The organism is Streptomyces sp. NPDC051555 (assembly GCF_044454405.1).
Classification (GTDB): Bacteria; Actinomycetota; Actinomycetes; order Streptomycetales; family Streptomycetaceae; genus Streptomyces.
The window spans coordinates 122,427-142,144 of sequence record NZ_JBITDP010000021.1; the positions used below are offsets into that span (position 1 = coordinate 122,427).

A 19,718-nucleotide genomic window follows, 5' to 3' on the forward strand; every position below is an offset into this window, starting at 1 on the left:
ACATCTGTCCAAAATCGTGTCCAATCGGTGGACGCCGCTTCGGTCGCCGCGGGACCGCGTCTAACCTGCGCTTATGGCCCTAGGTACCGCTTCCACCCGCCCGGACCGCGCTCGCACCGTCCGCGACATCCTCGCGTCCGGGGGCCCGTCGTACTCCTTCGAGTTCTACGCGCCCAGGACCGAGCGGGGTGAGCACAGCCTCTGGAACGCCCTGCGCCGGATCGAGGCCGTCGCGCCGAGTTTCGTCTCCGTGACCTACGGGGCCGGCGGGTCCACCCGCGGCGGCACGGTCAAGGCGACCGAGCGGATCGCCGCCGACACCACCCTCACCCCGGTCGCGCACCTCACGGCCGTCGACCACTCGGTCGCCGAGCTGCGCAACGTCCTGGGGCAGTACGCCGACGCCGGGATCCGCAACATGCTCGCGCTGCGCGGAGACCCGCCCGGCGACCCGCTGGGCGAGTGGATCGAGCACCCCGAGGGCGTGCTCTACGCCGCGGACCTGGTCCGGCTGATCAAGGAGTCCGGCGATTTCTGCGTCGGCGTCGCGGCCTTCCCCGAGATGCACCCGCGTTCCCCGGACTGGGACACGGACATCCGGCACTTCGTGGACAAGTGCCGTGCGGGCGCCGACTATGCGATCACACAGATGTTCTTCGATCCGGAGAACTACCTGCGGCTGCGCGACCGGGTCGAGAAGGCGGGTTGCGAGACCCCGATCATCCCTGAAGTCATGCCTGTTGTGAATGTGAAGACCTTGGACCGGCTGCCGGAACTGAGCAACGCAGTCTTCCCCGCGGAGTTGAAAGAGCGCATGCTCGCCGTCAAGGACGATCGCGCCGCTGTACGCTCCATGGGCATCGAGTTCGCCACGGAGTTCTGCGCGCGGCTGCTGTCCGAGGGTGTCCCGGGACTGCACTTCATCACGCACAACTCCACGGCGACGCTGGAGATCTACGAGAACCTGGGCCTGCATCAGCGGGCCTGAACGGCCGTACCCGTGGGCGGCCTACCCGAGAGGGGCCATGCATGGGAATGACGGTCCTCTACATCGCGTTCGGCTTCGTCGCGCTGTGGCTGCTTGCTGAGGTACTGCTCCAGTACAAGGCCAGGTTGCGCTGGAGGCTGCTCGCCTTCACCGGCTTCGTGGGCGTCGTCGGCGGCGTCGTGTTGCCGTCGGTGCTGGTCATCGCGGCCGGCGCGACCGCCTTCGCGGCCGGCCAGACCCTGGTGACGCTCTCCTTCCGCAAGGGCTTCGTGGCCGGTTGGGCACTGCGCCGGGGCGGCGTGCCCGTCAAGGCCGCCAGCAAGCGGCGGCGCGGGGCGGGCGGCGCGGACGGCGAGCCGGCGCTGCGGGTGAGCTCCCTGGAGTACGGGGCGCAGGGCGCGGCCGCCGGGCAGGGCGCGGACGGCTCCGCAGACCCGGCTCCCGCGGGCCCGGTCGCGGACGAGGTGGGGACGTACGGCGCCGGGGAGGCCCAGCCGACCCAGGCCTTCGCCTCCCCCTTCGCGACGGCGGAGCAGGACGCACACCAGTACGCGGCCTACTACGACCCCCAGTTCCCGCAGTCGCAGCCACAGCCACAGCCCCAGCCGCAGTCCCAGGGCGACGGGTACGACTACCACACCGGCTATCAGGTGGCGGGGGAGCAGCAGGTGTACGCCGCCTACTCCGACCCGTACATCGGCACGGGCGGGAGCGCCCAGCCCGCGGGGTACGGGGACTACGCGCCGTACATCGACCCGTACGCGGCCCAGCACCAGGCGGCGCAGCAGCAGTACTCCATGGACACCCCGCCCGGCGGCGTATGGGTGCCGCAGCAGCGCTACACGGAGCAGGACGCCCAGCAGCAGCAGCAACAACAGCAGCCGCAGCAGGGCGACCCGGCGGACCCGCAGCAGCCCTACCCCTACCCGTACCCGCAGCAGGGCGCGGGCGGCTACGAGCCGTACCGCTACTGACGCGGTACAAGCGGTACAAGCGGTACAAGCGGTACAAGCGGTACAAGCGGTACTAGCGGGAGCCGCGGAAGTCGGCGCCCTCCACGATCAGGCCCGCCACCAGGGCCCCCGTCATCCCGGCGTGCGCCAGTCCGCCACCGGGGTGGGCCCAGCCACCCGCCAGGTATAGGCCCGGCAGGGCGGTGGCGTTCGCGGGGTAGAGCATCCGGCCGGCCGCGCCCGCGAGGGCGGGCGGCGGCACCGCGCCGTCCACCGCGCCCGTGTCCCGGGCGACGTCCGCCGGGGTGCGGCCCTCCTGCCACAGCAGCCGTTCCCGCAGCCCCGGAACCGCCCGCGCGGCCGCCGCCAGCAGTTCCCCCTCCGGGATCCCGGCGGCGGAACAGGCGACGCTCACGGTGACCGCCTCGTGGTCCGCGTCGGGTCGGGTGGCCGGGTCGTCGGGGCGCAGCACCGTGACGGGCCGGGCGTCCGCGGAGTGCACCACGGTGCGGTGGACGGCGTCGGCGGGCCGGGGGCCGCGCAGCGCGAGGAAGAGGGTGCTCCGGCTGAGGGCCTCGGTGCGCGGGGGCACGGCGTCCGCGGGCCAGGGCAGGGCGCCCGGCAGCAGCGGGGCGAGGAGCCGGCGGGGGTCGACCGCGCAGACCACCGTGTCGGCCGGGGCCCGGGTCCCGTCGGCCAGCAGCACCCCGGCCGCCCGGCCGTCCTGCTCCAGTACCTCCCGGACCGGGGCATCGAAGCAGAAGTCGACCTTCCGCTCGCGGCAGCGCTCGTACACGGCGGTGGCCAGCTCGCGCAGTCCGCCGCGGACGTACCAGCTGCCGAAGGTCTGCTCCATGTACGGGAGCGCCACGGCGGCGGCGGGGGCGGTGCGCGGGTCGATCCCGTGCCCGAGGACCATGGCCTCCAGCAGGGCGGCCAGCGGCCCGCCCAGCTCCCGTCCGGCCATCTCGGCCAGGGTCGGCGGTCGGCGGCGCAGCAGCCCGCTGCCGCGCAGCGCCGGGTAGGGGTCGCGGCCCAGCACCTGCCAGTCGGGCCACAGGGGCTCTTCCAGCAGCGGCCGGCGGGTGGCGTCCCAGGCGTCGCGGGCCCGCCCGAGGACCCCGCTCCAGCGGTCGCCCGAGCCCGCGCCGAAGGTCGCGTCGAGGACGGCGGCCACGCCGCCGCGCGAGGCGCCCGGCAGGGTGAGCGCGGTCCCGTCGGCCAGCAGGTGGCGGGCGGCCGGATCCACCTGGGTCAGCTCGACGCACTCCTCCAGCGGGCGCTTGCCCGTCTTGACGAAGAGGTCGCGGTAGACGGCCGGCAGGTGCAGCAGCCCCGGTCCGGTGTCGAAGGAGAAACCGGCGCGCTCGAAGCGCCCCAGCGCCCCGCCGTAGGTCGCCGAGCGCTCGTACACCGTCACCCGGTGGCCTGCCACGGCCAGCCGGGCGGCCGTCGCCATCGCGCCCATCCCGGCGCCGATCACCGCAATTCGTGCCATGCGCCCGACCCTACCGAGTCACCCCGGCGGCCCCGTCGGCGCCTGTGCCAGCCGCTTCTCCTCGCGGCGCTGGGCCCGGCGGCGCAGGAAGCGACGGATCCGGGACCACAGGTAGAGCAGCAGCACGAGGCCGATCAGCAGCAGCACCCCCGCGATGACGGCGGCGGCCTGCGGATTGAACATGGCGAAGGTGACGATCCCGCCGACCCCGAGGTCCTCGGCCGTGCTCATCGCGATGTTGGTGAAGGGCTCGGGCGAGGTGTTGATCGCCATGCGCGTGCCGGCCTTGACGAAATGGCTGGCCAGCGCCGTGGAACCGCCGACGGCCCCGGCGGCGATGTCGGAGAGCGAACCGCTCTGCCCGGCGAGCAGCGCCCCGACGACGGCCCCGGAGACGGGCCGGATGACGGTGTGCACGGTGTCCCAGAGCGAGTCCACGTACGGGATCTTGTCGGCGACGGACTCGCAGAGGAACAGGATCCCCGCGATCACGAGGACGTCGGTGCGCTGGAGCGATGCGGGCACCTCGTCGGTGAGCCCGGTCGCGCCGAAGATGCCGAGCAGCAGGACCACGGCGTAGGCGTTGATCCCGCTGGCCCAGCCGCTGGTGAAGACCAGGGGGAGGACACTCACCCGGTCATCATGCAGCACGCCGCCCGGTCGGGCGGGGAAACCCGCAGACGAGTGAGGGGACGTGCGCCGGCCGGCGTACGTCCCCTCACCCCAGGTCTTGCGGGACCTACCGGTCCTGCTGGCCCTGCTCGTCGCGGCGGCGCTGCCAGCGCTGCTCGATCCGGTTCATCATCGTCCGGCGCTGCCGGTTCTGGCCGTGGCCGCGGTCACCGGCGCTGCCGGTCACGGGCTGCTCGCCAGGTTTGGGTGCTTTGCGCCATCCGGTGACCGCGAGAACCGCACAGCCCAGCATGACGAGAAATCCCACCACACTGACCCAGATCAGGTTCTGCGCGACCATTCCGGTCATGAGGAGCGCGATACCCACCAGAAAGCCTGCGACTGCCTGGTAGACCCGTCGCCGGGTGTACGTACGCAGCCCGCTTCCCTCAAGCGCTGTCGCGAACTTGGGATCTTCGGCGTACAGCGCTCGCTCCATCTGCTCGAGCATTCGCTGCTCGTGCTCCGAGAGCGGCACGGGAGTCCTCCTCATCCGTCGGTCGCGCGGGGTAGCGACCGGGGGTCCCCTCCAGGATAGGCAGGGAATCGCCCCCGTGAAACCCGCCCCTCTACGCCATTTCGCCAAACCGTACCGTCGTAAGGCCGGTCGTTGAGGCGCTTATTCCCCAACGGTCCGTCCACCATGCCCGCCGGTGTCCCCCGATCATACGGGGCCGACCGGCTGAACGGGGTGTTCCGGGCGCTACTCCGTATCCGACAGCGCCGCAGATCAGGCCCGCTTCTCGCCCAGGACGTGCAGCTGCGTGGCGACCGCGTGGAAGGCGGGCAGCTCGGCCGCCGCTTCCTCCAGGCGCAGCAGTGCCTCGACCGCTCCCGGCTCGGTGTCCACCAGGACTCCGGGGACGAGGTCGGCGAAGATCCGCACCCCGTGCACGGAGCCGACTTCGAGGCCGGCTCCACCGACCAGCTCGCTGAGCTGTTCGGCGGTGAAGCGGCGCGGCACCGGGTCACCGGAGCCCCAGCGGCCCGCCGGGTCGGTCAGGGCCGTGCGGGCCTCGGTGAAGTGCCCCGCCAGTGCGCGGGCCAGGACGGCCCCGCCCACGCCGGCGCCGAGCAGGCTGAGGACGCCGCCGGGGCGCAGCGCGGCGACCGCGTTGGCCACGCCCTCGGCCGGGTCGTCGACGTACTCCAGCACGCCGTGGCACAGCACCACGTCGTAGGCGTCGCGGTCGACCACGTCGAGCAGGCCCTGGGCGTCGCCCTGGACCCCGCGCACCAGGTCGGCGACCCCGGCCTCGCCGACCCGGCGCTCCAGCCCGAACAGGGCGTTGGGGCTGGGGTCGACCACGGTCACGCGGTGGCCGAGCCGGGCCACCGGGACGGCGAACTTGCCGGTGCCGCCGCCGGTGTCCAGTACGTCCAGCACGTCCCGTCCGGTCGCCTTGACCCGGCGCTCCAGGGCGTCCTTGAGGACCTCCCACACCACGGCGGTGCGAAGGGAGGCGCGGGGGCGGGAAGTGTCCGACACGGCTGATGGCTCCTCGGCGCGGAAAGGGTGAGCGGTCAGTGACCCACCCTATTGCCTTCGCCGCGCGTTGCCCTCGTCGGTCGGCCGGGTCATCCCAGCTCGGGGCGGTCCGGCCGGGGTGTCGGGAGCAGCGGTTGCAGTCCCAGCATCCGGTCCACCAGGCGCAGGAACATCGCGGTGGCACGCACCAGGTCGTCCGCGTCGCGGTTGCTCGCGGCATCCGCTATGCCCGCCTCGGCCCGGGCCCGGCGGGCGGCGCCCGAGGCGAAGAGGGCGCTCCACTCGGTCAGTTCCGGAGCGACCTGGGGGAGCACCTCCCAGGCGCTGCGTATCCGGGGTCGACGGCGCGGGTGCACGGGCTCGGGCCGCCCGCGCGCGGCCAGCACGGCCGCGGCGGCGCGCAGGGCGGCCAGGTGGGCGGTGGCGTACCGCTCGTTGGCGGCGGGCAGCAGGGCCGCCTCCGCGAGTCCGCGCCGGGCCTTGTCGAGCAGCTCGGCGGCGGCCGGAGGGGCGGTCGATGTGCGCAGGACGGGGTGGACAGGGGACGGGGACGGTGTGGCCATGACGAACCTCCTGTCGTTGCGTGGTGCGTGCTTCTGCTCCCCATCGTGAGGGCACCCACTGACAATCGCCCTGACCAGCAGCTTTCCTGGCAAGCGCGGCATAACACCCCCCGGGCGTGCGGGGGATGGGCGGATGCTGCTAGTTTTTGAACTGACCAGTCAGTTCAAAAAAAGGGGGAGGGTGTGGACAGCCCGCACGGAGCGGCCGTCAAGGCCGAGGACTTCGGACTCAAGGGGCCGCGCGGTTGGGTCTTCCGAGGCGTGTCGCTGAACGCCCCGGCCGGCTCGCTGATCGCCGTCGAGGGGCCCTCCGGCAGCGGCCGGACCTGCCTGCTCCTCGCGCTGACCGGCCGGATGAAGCCCACCGAGGGATCCGCCGAGATCGCCCGCCACCGGCTGCCGAAGAAGATGGCCGCGGTCCGCCGCATCACCGCCCTCGGCCCGGTGCCCGGCGTCACCGACCTCGACCCCGCGCTCACCGTGGCCGAGCAGCTGCGCGAGGGCGCGCTGCTCCAGCGCCGCTACGACGGCCCGGTCCGCGCCCTGCTGCGCTCCCGCGCCGAGCGCGCCTCGGGCACCCGGGCCCGGATCGACGCCGCGCTGGCCGCCGTCGGACTCCGCCTGGACACCCTGCCCAAGGGTCCGCGCACTTCGGTCCGCGACCTGGAGCGGCTGGAGGCGCTGCGCCTCTCGGTGGCCGTCGCCCTGCTCGGCGGTCCCCGACTGCTGGCCGTCGACGACACCGACCTCAAGCTCTCCGACGCCGAGCGCGCCGAGGCCTGGACGCTGCTGCGGCACATCGCCGACTCCGGCACCACGGTCATCGCGGTGTGCAGCGAGGCGCCCGCCGACGCGGTGGTCCTGCGCACGGGCACCAAGAGCGCCGCCGCGAGGAAGAACGCCGCGGTGGAGAGCCCCGCGGCGGAGAACGACGCAGTGGAGAGCGCCGCGGCGAAGAACGACGACGACGCGAAGAACGACGACGACACGAAGGGGACGGACGATGCGCTCGCCTAGGCTCGCCGCGCTTGAGCTGAAGCGGTTCGGTCGGGGGAAGCTGCCCGCCGCCGCGCTCGTGGCCCTGCTCCTGCTCCCGCTGCTCTACGGCGCCCTGTACCTCTGCTCGTTCTGGGACCCGTACAGCCGCCTCGACAAGATCCCGGTCGCGCTCGTCAACGCCGACAAGGGCGCCGACGCCGCCGGTAAGCACATCGACGCGGGCGCCGAGATCACCAAGAAGCTGCGCGAGAGCAAGACCTTCCAGTGGCACGAGGTCGACTCCGACGAGGCGGCCAAGGGCCTGGAGAAGGGGAAGTACTACCTCTCCCTCACCATGCCCGCCGACTTCAGCAAGAAGATCGCCTCCAGCTCCGGCGAGGACCCCACCACCAGCGCCCTCCAGGTCCGCACCAACGACGCGAACAACTACATCGTCGGTTCGATCTCGCGCACCGTCTTCGCCGAGGTCCGCTCCGCCGCGTCCACCAACGCCTCCCGCGGGTTCCTCGACAAGATCTTCGTCTCCTTCTCCGACCTGCACGACAAGACGGCCGAGGCCGCCGACGGCGCCGCCAAGCTCAAGGACGGCGCGGGCAAGGCCAAGCAGGGCGCCGAGGACCTCGCCAACGGTCTCGACACCGCCAAGGAGAAGACCGGCGAGCTGGTGGGCGGGATCAAGAAGCTCGACACCGCCGCCGGACAGCTGGAGACCGGCACGAAGGACATCGCCTCCGGCACCCAGGCCCTCGCCGACAAGGTGCACGGCGCCGCCGACAAGGCGCGCCCGCTGATCAAGGACCCCAAGCAGCTGTCGGACACCGCCGAACTGGTCGCCGACACCGCGCACACGGTCAACAACCACCTGGACGCCTTCGCCAAGAAGGCGCCGGACGCCGCCCGCATCAGCCAGCGGGTCTCCACCGGCGCGGCCTCGGTCTACACCGACGTGTGCACCAAGGCGACCGGCCCGCAGCCGGCCTCCTGCCCGCAGCTCAAGAAGCTCAAGGACGACGCGGCCGAGGCGGCCGAGCTGAGCTCCGACGTCAACACCCTGGTCAAGGACGCGAACGGCGACCTCGGCAAGCTCAAGGGCCAGTTGACCACCCTGGAGAAGCAGGCCCGCGACCTGGCCGCGAAGGCCCCGGCGCTCTCCTCCGACCTCGACGCGGCCGTCGCCAAGGTCGACGCCCTCAACACCGGGGCCCACAAGGTCGCCACCGGCACGGCCCAGCTGCACACGGGCCTCGGCACCGCCGCCACCGGCTCCTCCGGCCTGGAGAGCGGCGTCGGCAAGCTCGGTGAGGGCGCGCACAGCCTCGACGGCGGCATGTTCAAGCTCGTCGACGGCACGGGCGACCTCGCCACCGGCCTCAGCGACGGGGTGAGCAAGATCCCCGACTACGACCAGCCGCAGCGCGACGCCCGCACCGAGGTCATGGCCGACCCGGTCAAGCTCGCCAACCAGTCCCTGCACAAGGCGCCCAACTACGGCACCGGCTTCGCCCCGTACTTCATCCCGCTCTCCCTCTGGGTCGGCGCGATGGTCGCGTACATGCTGATCGCCCCGCTCAACAAGCGGGCCCTGGCCGCGGGCGCCTCGCCCTGGCGGATCGCCTTCGCGGGCTGGCTGCCGGTGGCCGGGATCGGTGTCCTGCAGGTGGGCGCGCTGATGTCCGTACTGCACTGGGGCCTCGGCCTGGAGATGGCCCGACCGGCCCTCACCCTCGGCTTCCTCGCCGTGGTGACCGCCTGCTTCGCGGCGATCGTGCAGTGGCTGAACGCCAAGTTCGGGGCGGCCGGGCGGATCCTCGTCCTCGTCGTACTGATGCTCCAGCTGACCTCGGCGGGCGGCACCTACCCCGTCCAGACCAGCCCCGGCTTCTTCGGCGCGATCCACCCCTACCTGCCGATGTCCTACGTCGTCGAGGGCCTGCGGCGCCTGATCACCGGCGGTGACCTCGCTCCGGTGTGGACGGGATTCGCGGTCCTGGCCGCCTTCACCGCCGGAGCCCTCGCCCTCACCGCGCTCGCCGCCCGCGGCAAGCAGGTGTGGACGATGGACCGGCTCCACCCCGACCTGAGCCTTTAGGGAGCCGGAGACCTGTGAGAATCAGCGCCATGGACAGCAGCAGCACCGGTACTGGCACCGGTCGACGCCAGGCCACACGGCAGAAGCTCTACGAAGCGGCCGTCACCCTCATCGCCGAACAGGGCTTCTCCGCGACCACGGTCGACGAGATCGCCGAGCGGGCCGGGGTCGCGAAGGGCACCGTCTACTACAACTTCGCGAGCAAGACCGACCTCTTCGAGGAGCTCCTCAAGCACGGGGTGGGGCTGCTGACCGTCTCCCTGCGGACCGCCGCCGAGGAGACCGAGGCGCGCGGCGGCACCCGGGTCGAGGCGCTCGACCAGATGATCCGGGCCGGCCTCGTCTTCATCGACCGCTACCCGGCCTTCACCCAGCTGTACGTCGCCGAACTCTGGCGGACCAACCGCGCCTGGCAGTCCACCCTCATGGTGGTCCGCCGGGAGGCGGTGGCCGTGGTCGAGACCGTGCTGCGGGAAGGGGTCGAGCGGGGGGAGCTGAGCGCCGAGATCGACGTGCCGCTGACGGCGGCGGCGCTCGTCGGGATGGTGCTGGTGGCCGCGCTGGACTGGCAGTCCTTCCAGAGCGAACGGTCGATCGACGACGTGCACTCGGCGCTGTCGCTGCTGCTGCGGGGGCGGGTCAGCGGGAGCCGGTGACCCGGTCGGCGGTGTCCGCCGTGCCGGGTGGTCGCATAGAACTGAGTATCCGTACCTAGGCGTGGAAATGAGTACGCGCACGGATGGGCCCCCACCTGCGGTGACCGCAGAATGGTGGCGACGGACGGGCCTCGGCCCGCACCGCGGACACGGGGCCGCGGAGCGGGTCGGGATGCCCGTCGCCGGGTGCGGGGCGGGGGGCTCAGCAGTCGGAACGGGACGCCGGTGCGTTCCGCGTTTGCCTGCCGGGGGCGTGGGCCCGTGCGTGTGCCTCCGGCGGGGGTCCTCAATCGCCGGACGGGCTGGTCTTGGCCGGGTCGGCCTCCTTGGCCTGCGGGCCGGCGCCCGCGTGGCTGTGCCTCCGGCGGGTCCTCAAACGCCGGACGGGCTGAATTCAGCCCGCCCGGCGTTTGAGGGCACCTCGCCGGAGGCGTCCGCCGGGGCGGGGTGGGAATTCAGCCCGCCCGGCGTTTGAGGGCGCCCCGCCGGAGGCGTCCGCCGGGGCGGGGTGGGAATTCAGCCTGCCCGGCGATTGAGGGCACCCCGGCGGAGGGGGCTCCGGCGGTCAGGTGCGGCGGGGGCGTAGGCGTTGGGTCAGGGTGGTGGCGCGCTGGGTCAGGGTGGACCAGCGGGCCGAGGTCGCCCAGACCACGCGGGCCGCCGAGCGGGGGGCCAGCAGGGCCCGTAGCCGGGCGGGCCGGGAGAGCGCGGCCAGCAGGGCCCGGCGGACCGCCAGGACGTCCGAGGCCGGCCCGGCCCCCGCGGGGGCCACCGCGTCCGGGCGCGCGTACAGCTCCCGCTCCACCGCACCCGCGACCCGCCGCACGGCCTCGGCGGCATCCGCCTCCAGCCGTCCGCCCGCCACGATCCGGGCCGCCGCGGCCCGTGGGGAGAGCGCCTCGTCGGGGGCGATGCCGACGTCCCACGCCGCGTCCCCGAGCTCCCGCCACGCTTCCAGCGGATCCCCGGAGCGCAGCCGCCGCCCCCGTACCCGGCCCCGCCACAGCAGCGGCACCAGGGGAACGGCCAGCAGCAGGACGGCCAGGGCCGACCAGGCGAGTACCGCACCGACCGGGACGCCGCCACCGCCGCCGCCCGCGCCCGCGCTCGCCGCCGCGTTCCCGCAGTCGCCGAGCTGCTTCTGCTTCGGCGTGCAGTCCTCGGACTGCGAGGGAGCGGGCGTCGGGGCGGAGGCGGACGCCGAGGGCAGCGCCGCCGAGGCGGACGGCTGCGAGACGGGGGTCTCCGGCCGGGTGTACGCGGGCGCCGTGCCCCGCTGCGGGGTCGGCTCGAAGCGGGTCCAGCCCACGCCCTCGAAGTACAGCTCGGGCCAGGCGTGCGCGTCCCGCATCGTCACGACCACGCTGCCGTCGCCCTGCTTGGTGCCGGGCGCGAAGCCGACGGCGACCCGGGCCGGGATCCCGAGGGAGCGGGCCATCGTCGCCATCGAGAAGGAGAAGTGGATGCAGAAGCCGCGCTTGTCCACGAGGAACTTCGAGATGGCCTGCGAACCGCTGCCCGAGGCGACCTTGGTGTCGTAGGTGAACCCGCCGTTGACGGCGAAGTAGTCCTGGAGCTTCACGGCCTTCGCGTAGTCGCCGCGCGCGCCCTGGGTGACCTTGCGGGCCGTCTCGGAGACCACCGACGGCAGGTTGTCCGGCAGCCGCGTGTTCTCGCCGAGGACCTCGGGCGCGGCGGGCGGGGCTGCCGCGAGCTGCTCGGCCGTCGGCCGCAGCTCGACGCTGCGCACGGTGTACTGCGCGCCCTGGGCGTTCTGGTACTTGTCCTTGCCCAGCTGCTCGCCGACCAGGGTCCGTCCGACCGGTTCGAAGCGCCAGCGGCCGCGGACGTCCACGGCGGTCGCCGGGTAGGGCATCGGCAGGTAGCGCTGGGCGTAGGTGCCCGACGCCGAGATGCTGGTGCGGATCTCGGCGGAGCCGGCCAGGAGGTCCCGGGCCAGCCCCGGCGGGTTCGGCAGCTGCGACGGGAGGTCGCTCAGCGGGCGCGCGGAGGACTCCCACTTGACGCCGTCGAACTGGTCGAGGGAGAGGATCCGCAGGTACTGGTCGGAGAGCTGCTTGCCGTCCGTGCGGTACTTCAGCACCTCGCGGTTGTCCTGCGTGTTGAGGCTGTCCTGGAGGGCCACCAGCGGGTTGACCGCCTGCCCGACCCCGGTGCCCACGCCCCCGCCGCCCCCGCCGCCCCGCGCGTCCAGCAGTCCGCTGCTGAGCGCGGGCAGGGCCGCCGGGACCGCGAGCGCGAGCCCGAGGGCGACCGCGCCGATCCGTCGCCCGGTCCGTACGGGGGCGAGCGGGCGGTTCCCGGCGCCCAGGCCGGTCTGTGACGGGCGCCCGCCCGGGGCGGCGCCGCCGAAGACCCGGCCCCACTGGGCCAGCCGGTCCCGGCTCTCGGCCAGCAGCATCAGCAGGTAGCCGCAGCCGGCCAGCACGAACCACAGCCAGGACGCGCCGCCGCCACCGCTCAGCCCGGCGGCCACCGAGTACAGCGCGAGCAGCGGCAGCCCGGCCGCCGCGGCGGCCCGTACGGTCACCGCCAGCATGTCCACGAACAGCCCGATCACCAGCACGCCGGTGATCAGCAGCAGTCGGATGCCGTCGGTCAGCGGTGCGGGCATCGCGAACTCGCCGACGTCCCGCACCCCCTGCCCGTACAGCCCGCCGAAGTCCGTCACCAGGTACGCCAGCGGGCCCGAGCCGGTGGAGGCCCCCCGTCCGGCGAAGAGCAGCATGAGCAGCAGCAGTGACACCAGCAGCTGCGCGGCCACCGTCAGCGGGCGCGCCAGGGGCACCCGCCGGGCCGCCGCGCCCACCCCGCTCTGCACGGCGGCCAGCGCCGCGGCCTGGAAGATCCAGGTCGCCGGATGCACCAGCGGCAGCAGGGCGCCCGAGGTGAGCAGGGTCGCCAACAGCGCGAACAGGGTCAGTCTCGCCCGGCCGCTCATGGCCTGCCTCCGGAAGTGTTCGCGTCGTGGCCCTGGCCGGTGGCCGCCTGCCGCCACAGGTCGGCGAAGGCCGTCCCGGGGGGTACGGCGACCGCGGTCCAGCCCGCGTCGCGCAGTTGTCGCAGTCGTTCGGCCAGGGGGGAGGGCGGCCCGGCGGCGGCCGCCGCGGGGTCGGCCCAGGCGTCGGTGTCCACCACGAAGGCGATCGCGCCGCCGGAGCGGCCGCGCATCTTCGCCGCCATCGCGGTCTGTACGTCGTCCAGCTCGCCCAGGAAGGCGACGAGCAGGCCGTCCTGGCCGCCGCGCACCGCGTCGTGGGCGCGCGAGAGCCCGGCGCCGTCGGAGTGCCCGACGATCGCCAGGGTGTCCATCATCAGCCCGGCCGCCGTGGCGGACTCGTGGCCGCCGGAGGAGAAGCCGCCGGCGCCCTCGCTGGGCACCGCGTTCCCGGTGTCGGTCAGGAGTCGGACGGAGAAGCCCCGCTCCAGCAGGTGGACCAGGGTGGAGGCGGCGCCGGAGACGGCCCATTCGAAGGCCGAGTCGGGGCCCGCGCCCTCGTAGGCCAGGCGCCGGGTGTCCAGGAGCACGGTGGCCCGGCTGCGCTGCGGCTGCTCTTCGCGGCGCACCATCAGCTCGCCGTAGCGGGCGGTGGAGCGCCAGTGGACGCGGCGCAGGTCGTCGCCGTGCCGGTAGCCGCGCGGGATCACGTCGTCGTCCCCGGCGAGCGCGAGCGCGCGCAGGCTGCCGTCGCCGTAGCCGGAGGACTCCCCGGCCAGGCGCACGGGCGGCAGCGGCTCGGTGCGCGGGATCACGGTGAGGGTGTCGAAGGTGCTGAACGAGCGGGTCAGCTCGACCAGCCCGAAGGGGTCGGCGAGGCGCAGCTGGAGCGGGCCGAGCGGATAGCGCCCGCGCAGGTCGGAGCGGACCCGGTAGGACACCTCGCGGCGGCCGCCCGGCTCGACCCGGTCCAGCACGAAGCGGGGCCGGGGCCCGAGCACGTACGGCACCCGGTCCTGGAGCATCAGCAGGCCGGTGGGCAGGCGGGAGACGTTGTCCATCCGGAGCTGCACCCGGGCCTCGGCGCCCGCGGGTACCCGCACCGGGGTCAGCCGGCGGCTGCCGGAGACCCGGTAGCGGGTGCGGTGCAGGGCGAGGACGCAGATCAGCGGCAGGACGGCGAGGAGCAGCCCGACGCGCAGCAGCTCGGACTGGCCCAGGACGTAGGCGCATATGGCGGCGGCGACGCCCGCGGCCAGGAAGGACCGGCCGCGCGTGGTGAGGCCGGAGAACGCCGCGAGCACTCCGGCGCCCTCGCCGCCGGCACCGCCAGGGGTACCGGCGCCCATCAGAAGCCCCGGACGCCCGCGCCGGGCGGCTGCTCGCCGCGTGCGCCGGCGGCCGGGACCGGGGTGCGCTGGATGATCTCGGCGATCACCTGTTCCGAGGTGCGGCGGCTGAGCTGGGCCTGCGCGGTGGGCAGCAGGCGGTGCGCGAGCACCGGGGCGGCCAGGGCCTGGACGTCGTCGGGCAGCACGTAGTCGCGGCCGGTCAGGGCGGCGGAGGCCTTGACCGCGCGGAGCAGGTGCAGGGTGGCCCGGGGCGAGGCGCCCAGGCGCAGCTCGGGGTGGCTGCGGGTCGCGGAGACGAGGTCCACGATGTAGCGCCGGACGGGCGCGGCGACGTACACCTCGCGGACGGCCTCGATCAGCTTGAGGATGTCGTGGGCGTGGGCGACGGCGGTGAGGTCGTCGAGCGGGGAGAGCCCGCCGTGCACGTCGAGCATCTCCAGCTCGGCCTCGGGGCTGGGGTAGCCGACGGAGACGCGGGCCATGAAGCGGTCGCGCTGGGCCTCGGGGAGGGGGTAGGTGCCCTCCATCTCCACCGGGTTCTGGGTGGCGACGACCATGAACGGCGCGGGCAGCCGGTAGGTCTGCCCGTCGCTGGTGACCTGGCGCTCCTCCATGGATTCCAGCAGTGCCGACTGGGTCTTGGGCGAGGCCCGGTTGATCTCGTCGCCGATCACGATCTGGGCGAAGATCGCGCCGGGCTTGAACTCGAACTCGTGGCGCTGCTGGTCGTAGATGCTCACGCCGGTGATGTCGGAGGGCAGCAGGTCCGGAGTGAACTGGATCCGCTGCACCGAGCAGTCGATCGACTTGGCCAGCGTCTTGGCCAGCATGGTCTTGCCGACGCCGGGCACGTCCTCGATGAGGAGGTGCCCTTCGGCGAGCAGGACCGTCAGCGCGAGGCGGACGACCTCGGGCTTGCCCTCGATCACGCTCTCGACCGAGCGGCGGATCCGCTCCGCCGTCGTGGTCAGATCAGCGAGGTTCGCTCGGTCGTCATACGTGGTCACCTGGTTCTCCTGTGCCCTTTCACCGGGCCGAAGCCCATTGCGCATGTCCGGCCCACCCCGAAAGACACATTGTTGACGGCGTTACGGCCCGGTGTCACTCAAGAGAGGGGACTGATCTCGCGCAGCAGCCCGGTGTGCACGTCGAAGACGAAGCCGCGCACGTCGTCGCGGTGCGGCAGGAACGGGTTGGTCCGCACGCGCTGCATGGACTGGCGGACGTCCTGGTCCACGTCCCGGAAGGCCTCGACGGCCCAGGCGGGGCGCTGGCCGACCTCGTCCTCCAGCTCGTGCCGGAAGTCCTCGGTCAGGCTCTCCAGGCCGCAGCCGGTGTGGTGGATGAGTATCACGCTGCGGGTGCCGAGCGCCCGCTGGCTGATGGTGAGCGAGCGGATGGTGTCGTCGGTGACCACGCCGCCCGCGTTGCGGATGGTGTGGCAGTCGCCGAGATGCAGGCCCAGGGCGGCGTGCAGGTCGAGGCGGGCGTCCATGCAGGCCACGATGGCCACCTTCTGGACCGGACGGGCGTCCATGCCGGGATCGGTGAACTGCGCGGCGTAGCGGGCGTTCGCGTGCACCAGGCGGTCGGTGACGGTCTCGCCCTCCGGGGTCTGGGGCGCGGACTCGGCAGGCAGGTGTGCGGAGGTCGTCATGTCTACGACGGTAATGGTCACCGCTGGTGTAGGCAGGGAGAGAGGATGGACAAAGAACGTCAATGGACCTTGTTGTGAGCTAACCCACAAGGGTGGGGCGGGCGCGGCCGTCCGGGTGATTCGCACCATTTGCCGGTTCATCAGGAGAGCGGCGCACGGCGCGCGGGGCGGTTCGTTGACCGCGGCGACCGTTGGACTAAAGTGGCGCGAACCGGCCGGGGCCCGGCCCTCACCGGCCCCCCGGCCCCCGAATGACACTCCGCGTGCGCGGCGCGTACGCACGGCCCGGCCTCCTCCGGCTCACCGGCCGGCCCGGTGGTGCGTACGCCTGCCGCGCCGTTATCTGAGAGGGCGCTTTGACTAGCGAGTCCCGACACGTCCCGGTGATGCTCCAGCGGTGCCTGGACCTGTTGGCCCCGGCGCTGGAGAGGCCCGGGGCCGTCGTCGTCGACTGCACCCTCGGCCTCGGCGGCCACAGCGAGGCCCTGCTGACCCGGTTCCCCGAAGCGCGCCTGATCGCGCTCGACCGCGACAAGGAAGCGCTGCGGCTCTCCGGCGAGCGGCTCGCGCCGTTCGGCGACCGCGCGACCCTGGTGCACGCGATCTACGCCGACCTGGCCGAGGTGCTCGACGGCCTCGGCACGCCCACCGTCCAGGGCATCCTCTTCGACCTCGGCGTCTCCTCCATGCAGCTGGACGAGGCCGACCGCGGCTTCGCCTACGCGCAGGACGCGCCGCTGGACATGCGGATGGACCAGACGACGGGCATGAGCGCCGCCGAGGTCCTCAACACCTACCCGCCGGGCGAGCTGGTGCGGATCCTGCGCCAGTACGGCGAGGAGAAGCAGGCCAAGCGGATCGTCTCCGCGGTGGTGCGCGAGCGCGACAAGGAACCCTTCAGCAACAGCGCGCGGCTGGTCGAGCTGATCCGCGACGCGCTGCCCCAGGCCGCCAAGCGGACCGGCGGCAACCCCGCCAAGCGGACCTTCCAGGCCCTGCGCATCGAGGTCAACGGCGAGCTGTCGGGCCTGGAGCGGGCGATCCCGGCGGCCGTGGAGCGCATCGCCGTCGGCGGTCGCATCGCGGTGCTCTCCTACCACTCGCTGGAGGACCGGCTGGTCAAGCAGGTCTTCGCGGCCGGCGCCGCGAACACCGCGCCGCCCGGACTGCCCGTGGTGCCGGAGAAGTACCAGCCGAAGCTGAAGCTGCTCACCCGCGGCGCGGAACTGCCGACGGAGGAGGAGATCGCGGAGAACCGCCGCGCGGCCCCGGCCCGCTGCCGCGGCGTCGAGCGGATCCGGGCGGAACACCTGTGACCGCGGGCGGGCGGCGGGCGCACCGGGAGGAGATCGGGTGAGCAAGGCCGGGCGGACGCCCTTCGTGCTGCTGGTCGTCGTACTGCTCGCGGGCGGGCTGATCAGCCTGCTGCTGCTCAACTCGGCGCTCAACCAGGGCTCCTTCCAGCTGAGCAAGCTGAAGAAGGAGACCACCTCGCTCACCGACGAGCAGCAGGCCCTCCAGCGGGACGTGGACGCCCAGTCGGCGCCCGACGCGCTGGAGCGCCGGGCCCGCGAGCTGGGGCTGGTACCCGGCGGCAGCCCGGTCTTCCTCGGCCCCGACGGCAAGGTCAGCGGCACGCCGACCGCCGCCGAGGTCCCGCCACCGCCCTCCCCGCCGCCCGCGGCCGCCTCGGGCGCGCCGCAGTCCGCGCCCCCGTCCGGCGCGCCGTCCGCCCCGCCGTCCACCCAGCAGTCCGCAGCGCCGGCCGCCGGCCCCTCGGGCGCCCCGCCCGCCGCGGCGCCGGGCGCCGTCCCGCCCCCGCCCTCCACGGGCAAGCCCACCCCGAACCCCGGCAGGTGAACGAGTGAGCCCCAAGGAACCTCCGCGGCGCCGGGTCCCCGGGCCGCCCCGGCCCCGTACGACCGCGCGCCCCGCCGGTCGGCCGGCGTCGCGGCCCGCCACCCGACGCCCGGCCGCGCCCCGCGCGCCGCACACGATCCGGCTCGGCGCCCCCAAGCCCCGGCTGCGGCTGGTCGGCGTCGGGCTGACGCTGGTCATGGTGGCCTTCGTGATCCGGCTGCTCCAGGTCCAGGCGGTCGACGCCTCCTCCTTCTCCGCCGAGGCGTCCAAGAACCGCTTCGCCAGCTACACCCTGGCCGCCGAGCGCGGGAACATCACCGACCGCAAGGGCGTGGCCCTGGCCACCAGCGTCGACGCGCACGACATCACCGCCGACCCCTCGATGTTCACCCCGCAGGAGAGCAAGGCCCCGGACGCGCCCGCGCAGGCGGCCGCCCTCCTCGCCCCGATCCTCGGCAAGGACGTCAAGGAGCTGACCGACCGGCTCGCGACGAAGAACTCCCGCTACGTCGTCCTCGCCCGCCGCCAGACCCCCCAGGTCTGGAACCAGATCAAGGACCTCAAGCGGGTCTTCGCCGAGAAGGCCGCGGCCGACAAGAAGAACAACGGCCCCGGTGCGAACGTCCTCGCGGGCGTCTTCCAGGAGCCCAGCAGCAAGCGGGTGTACCCCAACGGGGACCTGGCCGCCGGGATACTGGGTTACGTCAACGCCGAGGGCAAGGGCGCGGGCGGGCTGGAGTCCTCCCTCGACAAGAAGCTCTCCGGCAAGGACGGCGAACTGACCTACGCCCAGTCCGGCGGGCGCCGCGTCCCCACCGCCGGATCCAGCGAGAAGCCCGCCGTGCCCGGCGAGGACGTCGAGCTGACCATCGACCGCGACATCCAGTGGGCGGCCCAGAGCGCCATCGCCGAGCAGGTCCAGAAGTCCGAGGCCGACCGCGGGTACGTCATCGTCCAGGACACCCGCACCGGCGAGGTGCTGGCCATGGCCAACGCCCCCGGCTTCGACCCCAACGACCTCGGCAAGGCCCGTTCCGCCGCCATGGGCAACGCGGCCCTCCAGGACGTCTACGAGCCCGGATCCACCGCCAAGGTGATCTCGATGGCGGCCGTCCTGGAGGAGAAGAAGGCCACGCCCACCACGCACGTCACGGTCCCCAACCGGCTGCACCGCGGCGACCGGCTCTTCAAGGACGACATCGACCACCCGACCTGGAACCTGACCCTCAACGGGGTCCTCGCCAAGTCCAGCAACATCGGCACCATCCTGGCCACCGGCCAGCTCGGCGCCAACCAGGCCGAGGCCAACAAGGTGCTGTACTCCTACCTGGACAAGTTCGGCATCGGATCGCCCACCGGCCTCGGCTACCCGGGCGAGTCCCGCGGCATCCTGGCCAAGCCCGGGGCCTGGTCCACCTCCCAGCAGTACACGATCCCCTTCGGCCAGGGCCTCTCGCTCAACGCCATGCAGGCGGCCTCCGTGTACTCGACGATCGCCAACGGCGGTGTCCGGATCACGCCCACCCTGGTCCGCGGCACCAAGGGCCCCGACGGCCGGTTCACCCAGGCCGCCGCGCCCGCCAAGGAACGCGTGGTGAGCGCCGAAACCGCCAAGACCCTCTCCGAAATGCTCGAATCGGTCGTCGACGACCAGGAGGGCACCGGCACCAAGGCCCGCATCCCGGGCTACCGGGTCGGCGGCAAGACCGGAACGTCCAACCGGGTGGATCCGGCCACGGGCCGCTACAAGGGCTACACCGCGTCGTTCGCAGGTTTCGCCCCCGCGGACGATCCGCGCATCACCGTGTACTGCGCCATCCAGAACCCCACCAAGGGCAGCTACTTCGGCGGACAGATCTGCGGGCCCATCTACAAGAAGGTCATGGAGTTCGCCCTCAAGACCCTCCAAGTCGCCCCCAGCGGCACCGCCCCCGCCGGGCTGCCGGTCACCTTCGAACCGGGCCAGTGAGCAGACCACCGCGC

17 protein-coding genes are annotated in these 19,718 nt (G+C 73.3%); 8 read left to right on the forward strand and 9 right to left on the reverse strand.

The features are described 5' to 3' along the window. The first annotated feature begins 73 nt into the window (after nt 1–73). Together metF and ACIBEA_RS33210 are read left to right on the forward strand one after the other, a co-directional pair. The gene (gene metF / locus ACIBEA_RS33205; protein ID WP_399266904.1) at nt 74–988 is read left to right on the forward strand and encodes a methylenetetrahydrofolate reductase [NAD(P)H]; all 915 of its coding nucleotides are present in this window, start codon (nt 74–76) and stop codon (nt 986–988) included. A gap of 41 nt (nt 989–1,029) precedes the next feature. Beyond that, nucleotides 1,030–1,962, forward strand: a complete 933-nt coding sequence (locus ACIBEA_RS33210; RefSeq protein WP_399266905.1) for a hypothetical protein — start codon at nt 1,030–1,032, stop codon at nt 1,960–1,962. A gap of 52 nt (nt 1,963–2,014) precedes the next feature. Here the strand turns inward: ACIBEA_RS33210 and ACIBEA_RS33215 are convergent, their stop codons facing one another. The 5 genes from ACIBEA_RS33215 to ACIBEA_RS33235 all read right to left on the reverse strand — a co-directional run bounded on the left by ACIBEA_RS33215 (nt 2,015) and on the right by ACIBEA_RS33235 (nt 6,163). Next, nucleotides 2,015–3,439: a phytoene desaturase family protein gene (locus ACIBEA_RS33215; RefSeq protein ID WP_399266906.1), complete on the reverse strand. Its 1,425-nt coding sequence runs from the start codon at nt 3,437–3,439 to the stop codon at nt 2,015–2,017. An 18-nt stretch (nt 3,440–3,457) separates the two neighbouring features. Continuing rightward, nucleotides 3,458–4,072, reverse strand: a complete 615-nt coding sequence (locus ACIBEA_RS33220; RefSeq protein ID WP_399266907.1) for a DUF4126 domain-containing protein — start codon at nt 4,070–4,072, stop codon at nt 3,458–3,460. 106 nt (nt 4,073–4,178) lie between these two features. Next, nucleotides 4,179–4,589: a DUF3040 domain-containing protein gene (locus ACIBEA_RS33225; RefSeq protein WP_385780998.1), complete on the reverse strand. Its 411-nt coding sequence runs from the start codon at nt 4,587–4,589 to the stop codon at nt 4,179–4,181. Between the two features lie 252 nt (nt 4,590–4,841). After that, nucleotides 4,842–5,600 (reverse strand): methyltransferase, encoded by a 759-nt coding sequence (locus tag ACIBEA_RS33230; protein ID WP_399266908.1) that lies wholly within the window; start codon nt 5,598–5,600, stop codon nt 4,842–4,844. Between the two features lie 89 nt (nt 5,601–5,689). Continuing rightward, the gene (locus ACIBEA_RS33235; protein WP_385781004.1) at nt 5,690–6,163 is read right to left on the reverse strand and encodes an SAV_6107 family HEPN domain-containing protein; all 474 of its coding nucleotides are present in this window, start codon (nt 6,161–6,163) and stop codon (nt 5,690–5,692) included. Between the two features lie 183 nt (nt 6,164–6,346). Between ACIBEA_RS33235 and ACIBEA_RS33240 the strand changes: the two genes are divergently transcribed. Genes ACIBEA_RS33240 through ACIBEA_RS33250 form a run of 3 tightly spaced genes read left to right on the forward strand, consistent with a single transcriptional unit; the run spans nt 6,347 to nt 9,907 of the window. Next, nucleotides 6,347–7,180 (forward strand): ATP-binding cassette domain-containing protein, encoded by an 834-nt coding sequence (locus ACIBEA_RS33240; protein WP_399266909.1) that lies wholly within the window; start codon nt 6,347–6,349, stop codon nt 7,178–7,180. After that, nucleotides 7,167–9,251: a YhgE/Pip family protein gene (locus ACIBEA_RS33245; protein ID WP_399266910.1), complete on the forward strand. Its 2,085-nt coding sequence runs from the start codon at nt 7,167–7,169 to the stop codon at nt 9,249–9,251. Before ACIBEA_RS33240 ends, ACIBEA_RS33245 begins: the two co-directional genes overlap by 14 nt. Before the next feature lie 29 nt (nt 9,252–9,280). Further along, nucleotides 9,281–9,907: a TetR/AcrR family transcriptional regulator gene (locus ACIBEA_RS33250; protein ID WP_399266911.1), complete on the forward strand. Its 627-nt coding sequence runs from the start codon at nt 9,281–9,283 to the stop codon at nt 9,905–9,907. A gap of 565 nt (nt 9,908–10,472) precedes the next feature. Here the strand turns inward: ACIBEA_RS33250 and ACIBEA_RS33255 are convergent. The 4 genes from ACIBEA_RS33255 to ACIBEA_RS33270 all read right to left on the reverse strand — a co-directional run bounded on the left by ACIBEA_RS33255 (nt 10,473) and on the right by ACIBEA_RS33270 (nt 15,875). After that, a complete protein-coding gene (locus ACIBEA_RS33255) occupies nt 10,473–12,869 on the reverse strand; it encodes a transglutaminaseTgpA domain-containing protein (RefSeq protein ID WP_399266912.1) in 2,397 nt (798 codons plus the stop codon). Continuing rightward, a complete protein-coding gene (locus ACIBEA_RS33260; protein ID WP_399266913.1) occupies nt 12,866–14,215 on the reverse strand; it encodes a DUF58 domain-containing protein in 1,350 nt (449 codons plus the stop codon). The genes ACIBEA_RS33255 and ACIBEA_RS33260 overlap by 4 nt, the downstream gene beginning before the upstream one ends. Then, on the reverse strand, nt 14,215–15,225 hold the full coding sequence (locus ACIBEA_RS33265; RefSeq protein ID WP_399266914.1) for an AAA family ATPase: 1,011 nt from the start codon (nt 15,223–15,225) through the stop codon (nt 14,215–14,217). Before ACIBEA_RS33265 ends, ACIBEA_RS33260 begins: the two co-directional genes overlap by 1 nt. Before the next feature lie 98 nt (nt 15,226–15,323). Further along, a complete protein-coding gene (locus tag ACIBEA_RS33270) occupies nt 15,324–15,875 on the reverse strand; it encodes a beta-class carbonic anhydrase (RefSeq protein WP_399266915.1) in 552 nt (183 codons plus the stop codon). A 386-nt stretch (nt 15,876–16,261) separates the two neighbouring features. Here ACIBEA_RS33270 and rsmH point away from each other — a divergent pair, with 386 nt between their 5' ends. From rsmH to ACIBEA_RS33285, 3 genes are read left to right on the forward strand one after another with little or no spacing between them, the layout of a single operon-like run. Continuing rightward, the gene (gene rsmH / locus ACIBEA_RS33275) at nt 16,262–17,191 is read left to right on the forward strand and encodes a 16S rRNA (cytosine(1402)-N(4))-methyltransferase RsmH (RefSeq protein WP_399266934.1); all 930 of its coding nucleotides are present in this window, start codon (nt 16,262–16,264) and stop codon (nt 17,189–17,191) included. Between the two features lie 37 nt (nt 17,192–17,228). Beyond that, nucleotides 17,229–17,735 (forward strand): septum formation initiator family protein, encoded by a 507-nt coding sequence (locus ACIBEA_RS33280; protein ID WP_399266916.1) that lies wholly within the window; start codon nt 17,229–17,231, stop codon nt 17,733–17,735. A gap of 4 nt (nt 17,736–17,739) precedes the next feature. Then, entirely contained in the window at nt 17,740–19,704 is a 1,965-nt protein-coding gene (locus tag ACIBEA_RS33285; RefSeq protein WP_399266917.1) for a peptidoglycan D,D-transpeptidase FtsI family protein, read from the forward strand. Nucleotides 19,705–19,718 lie beyond the last annotated feature (14 nt).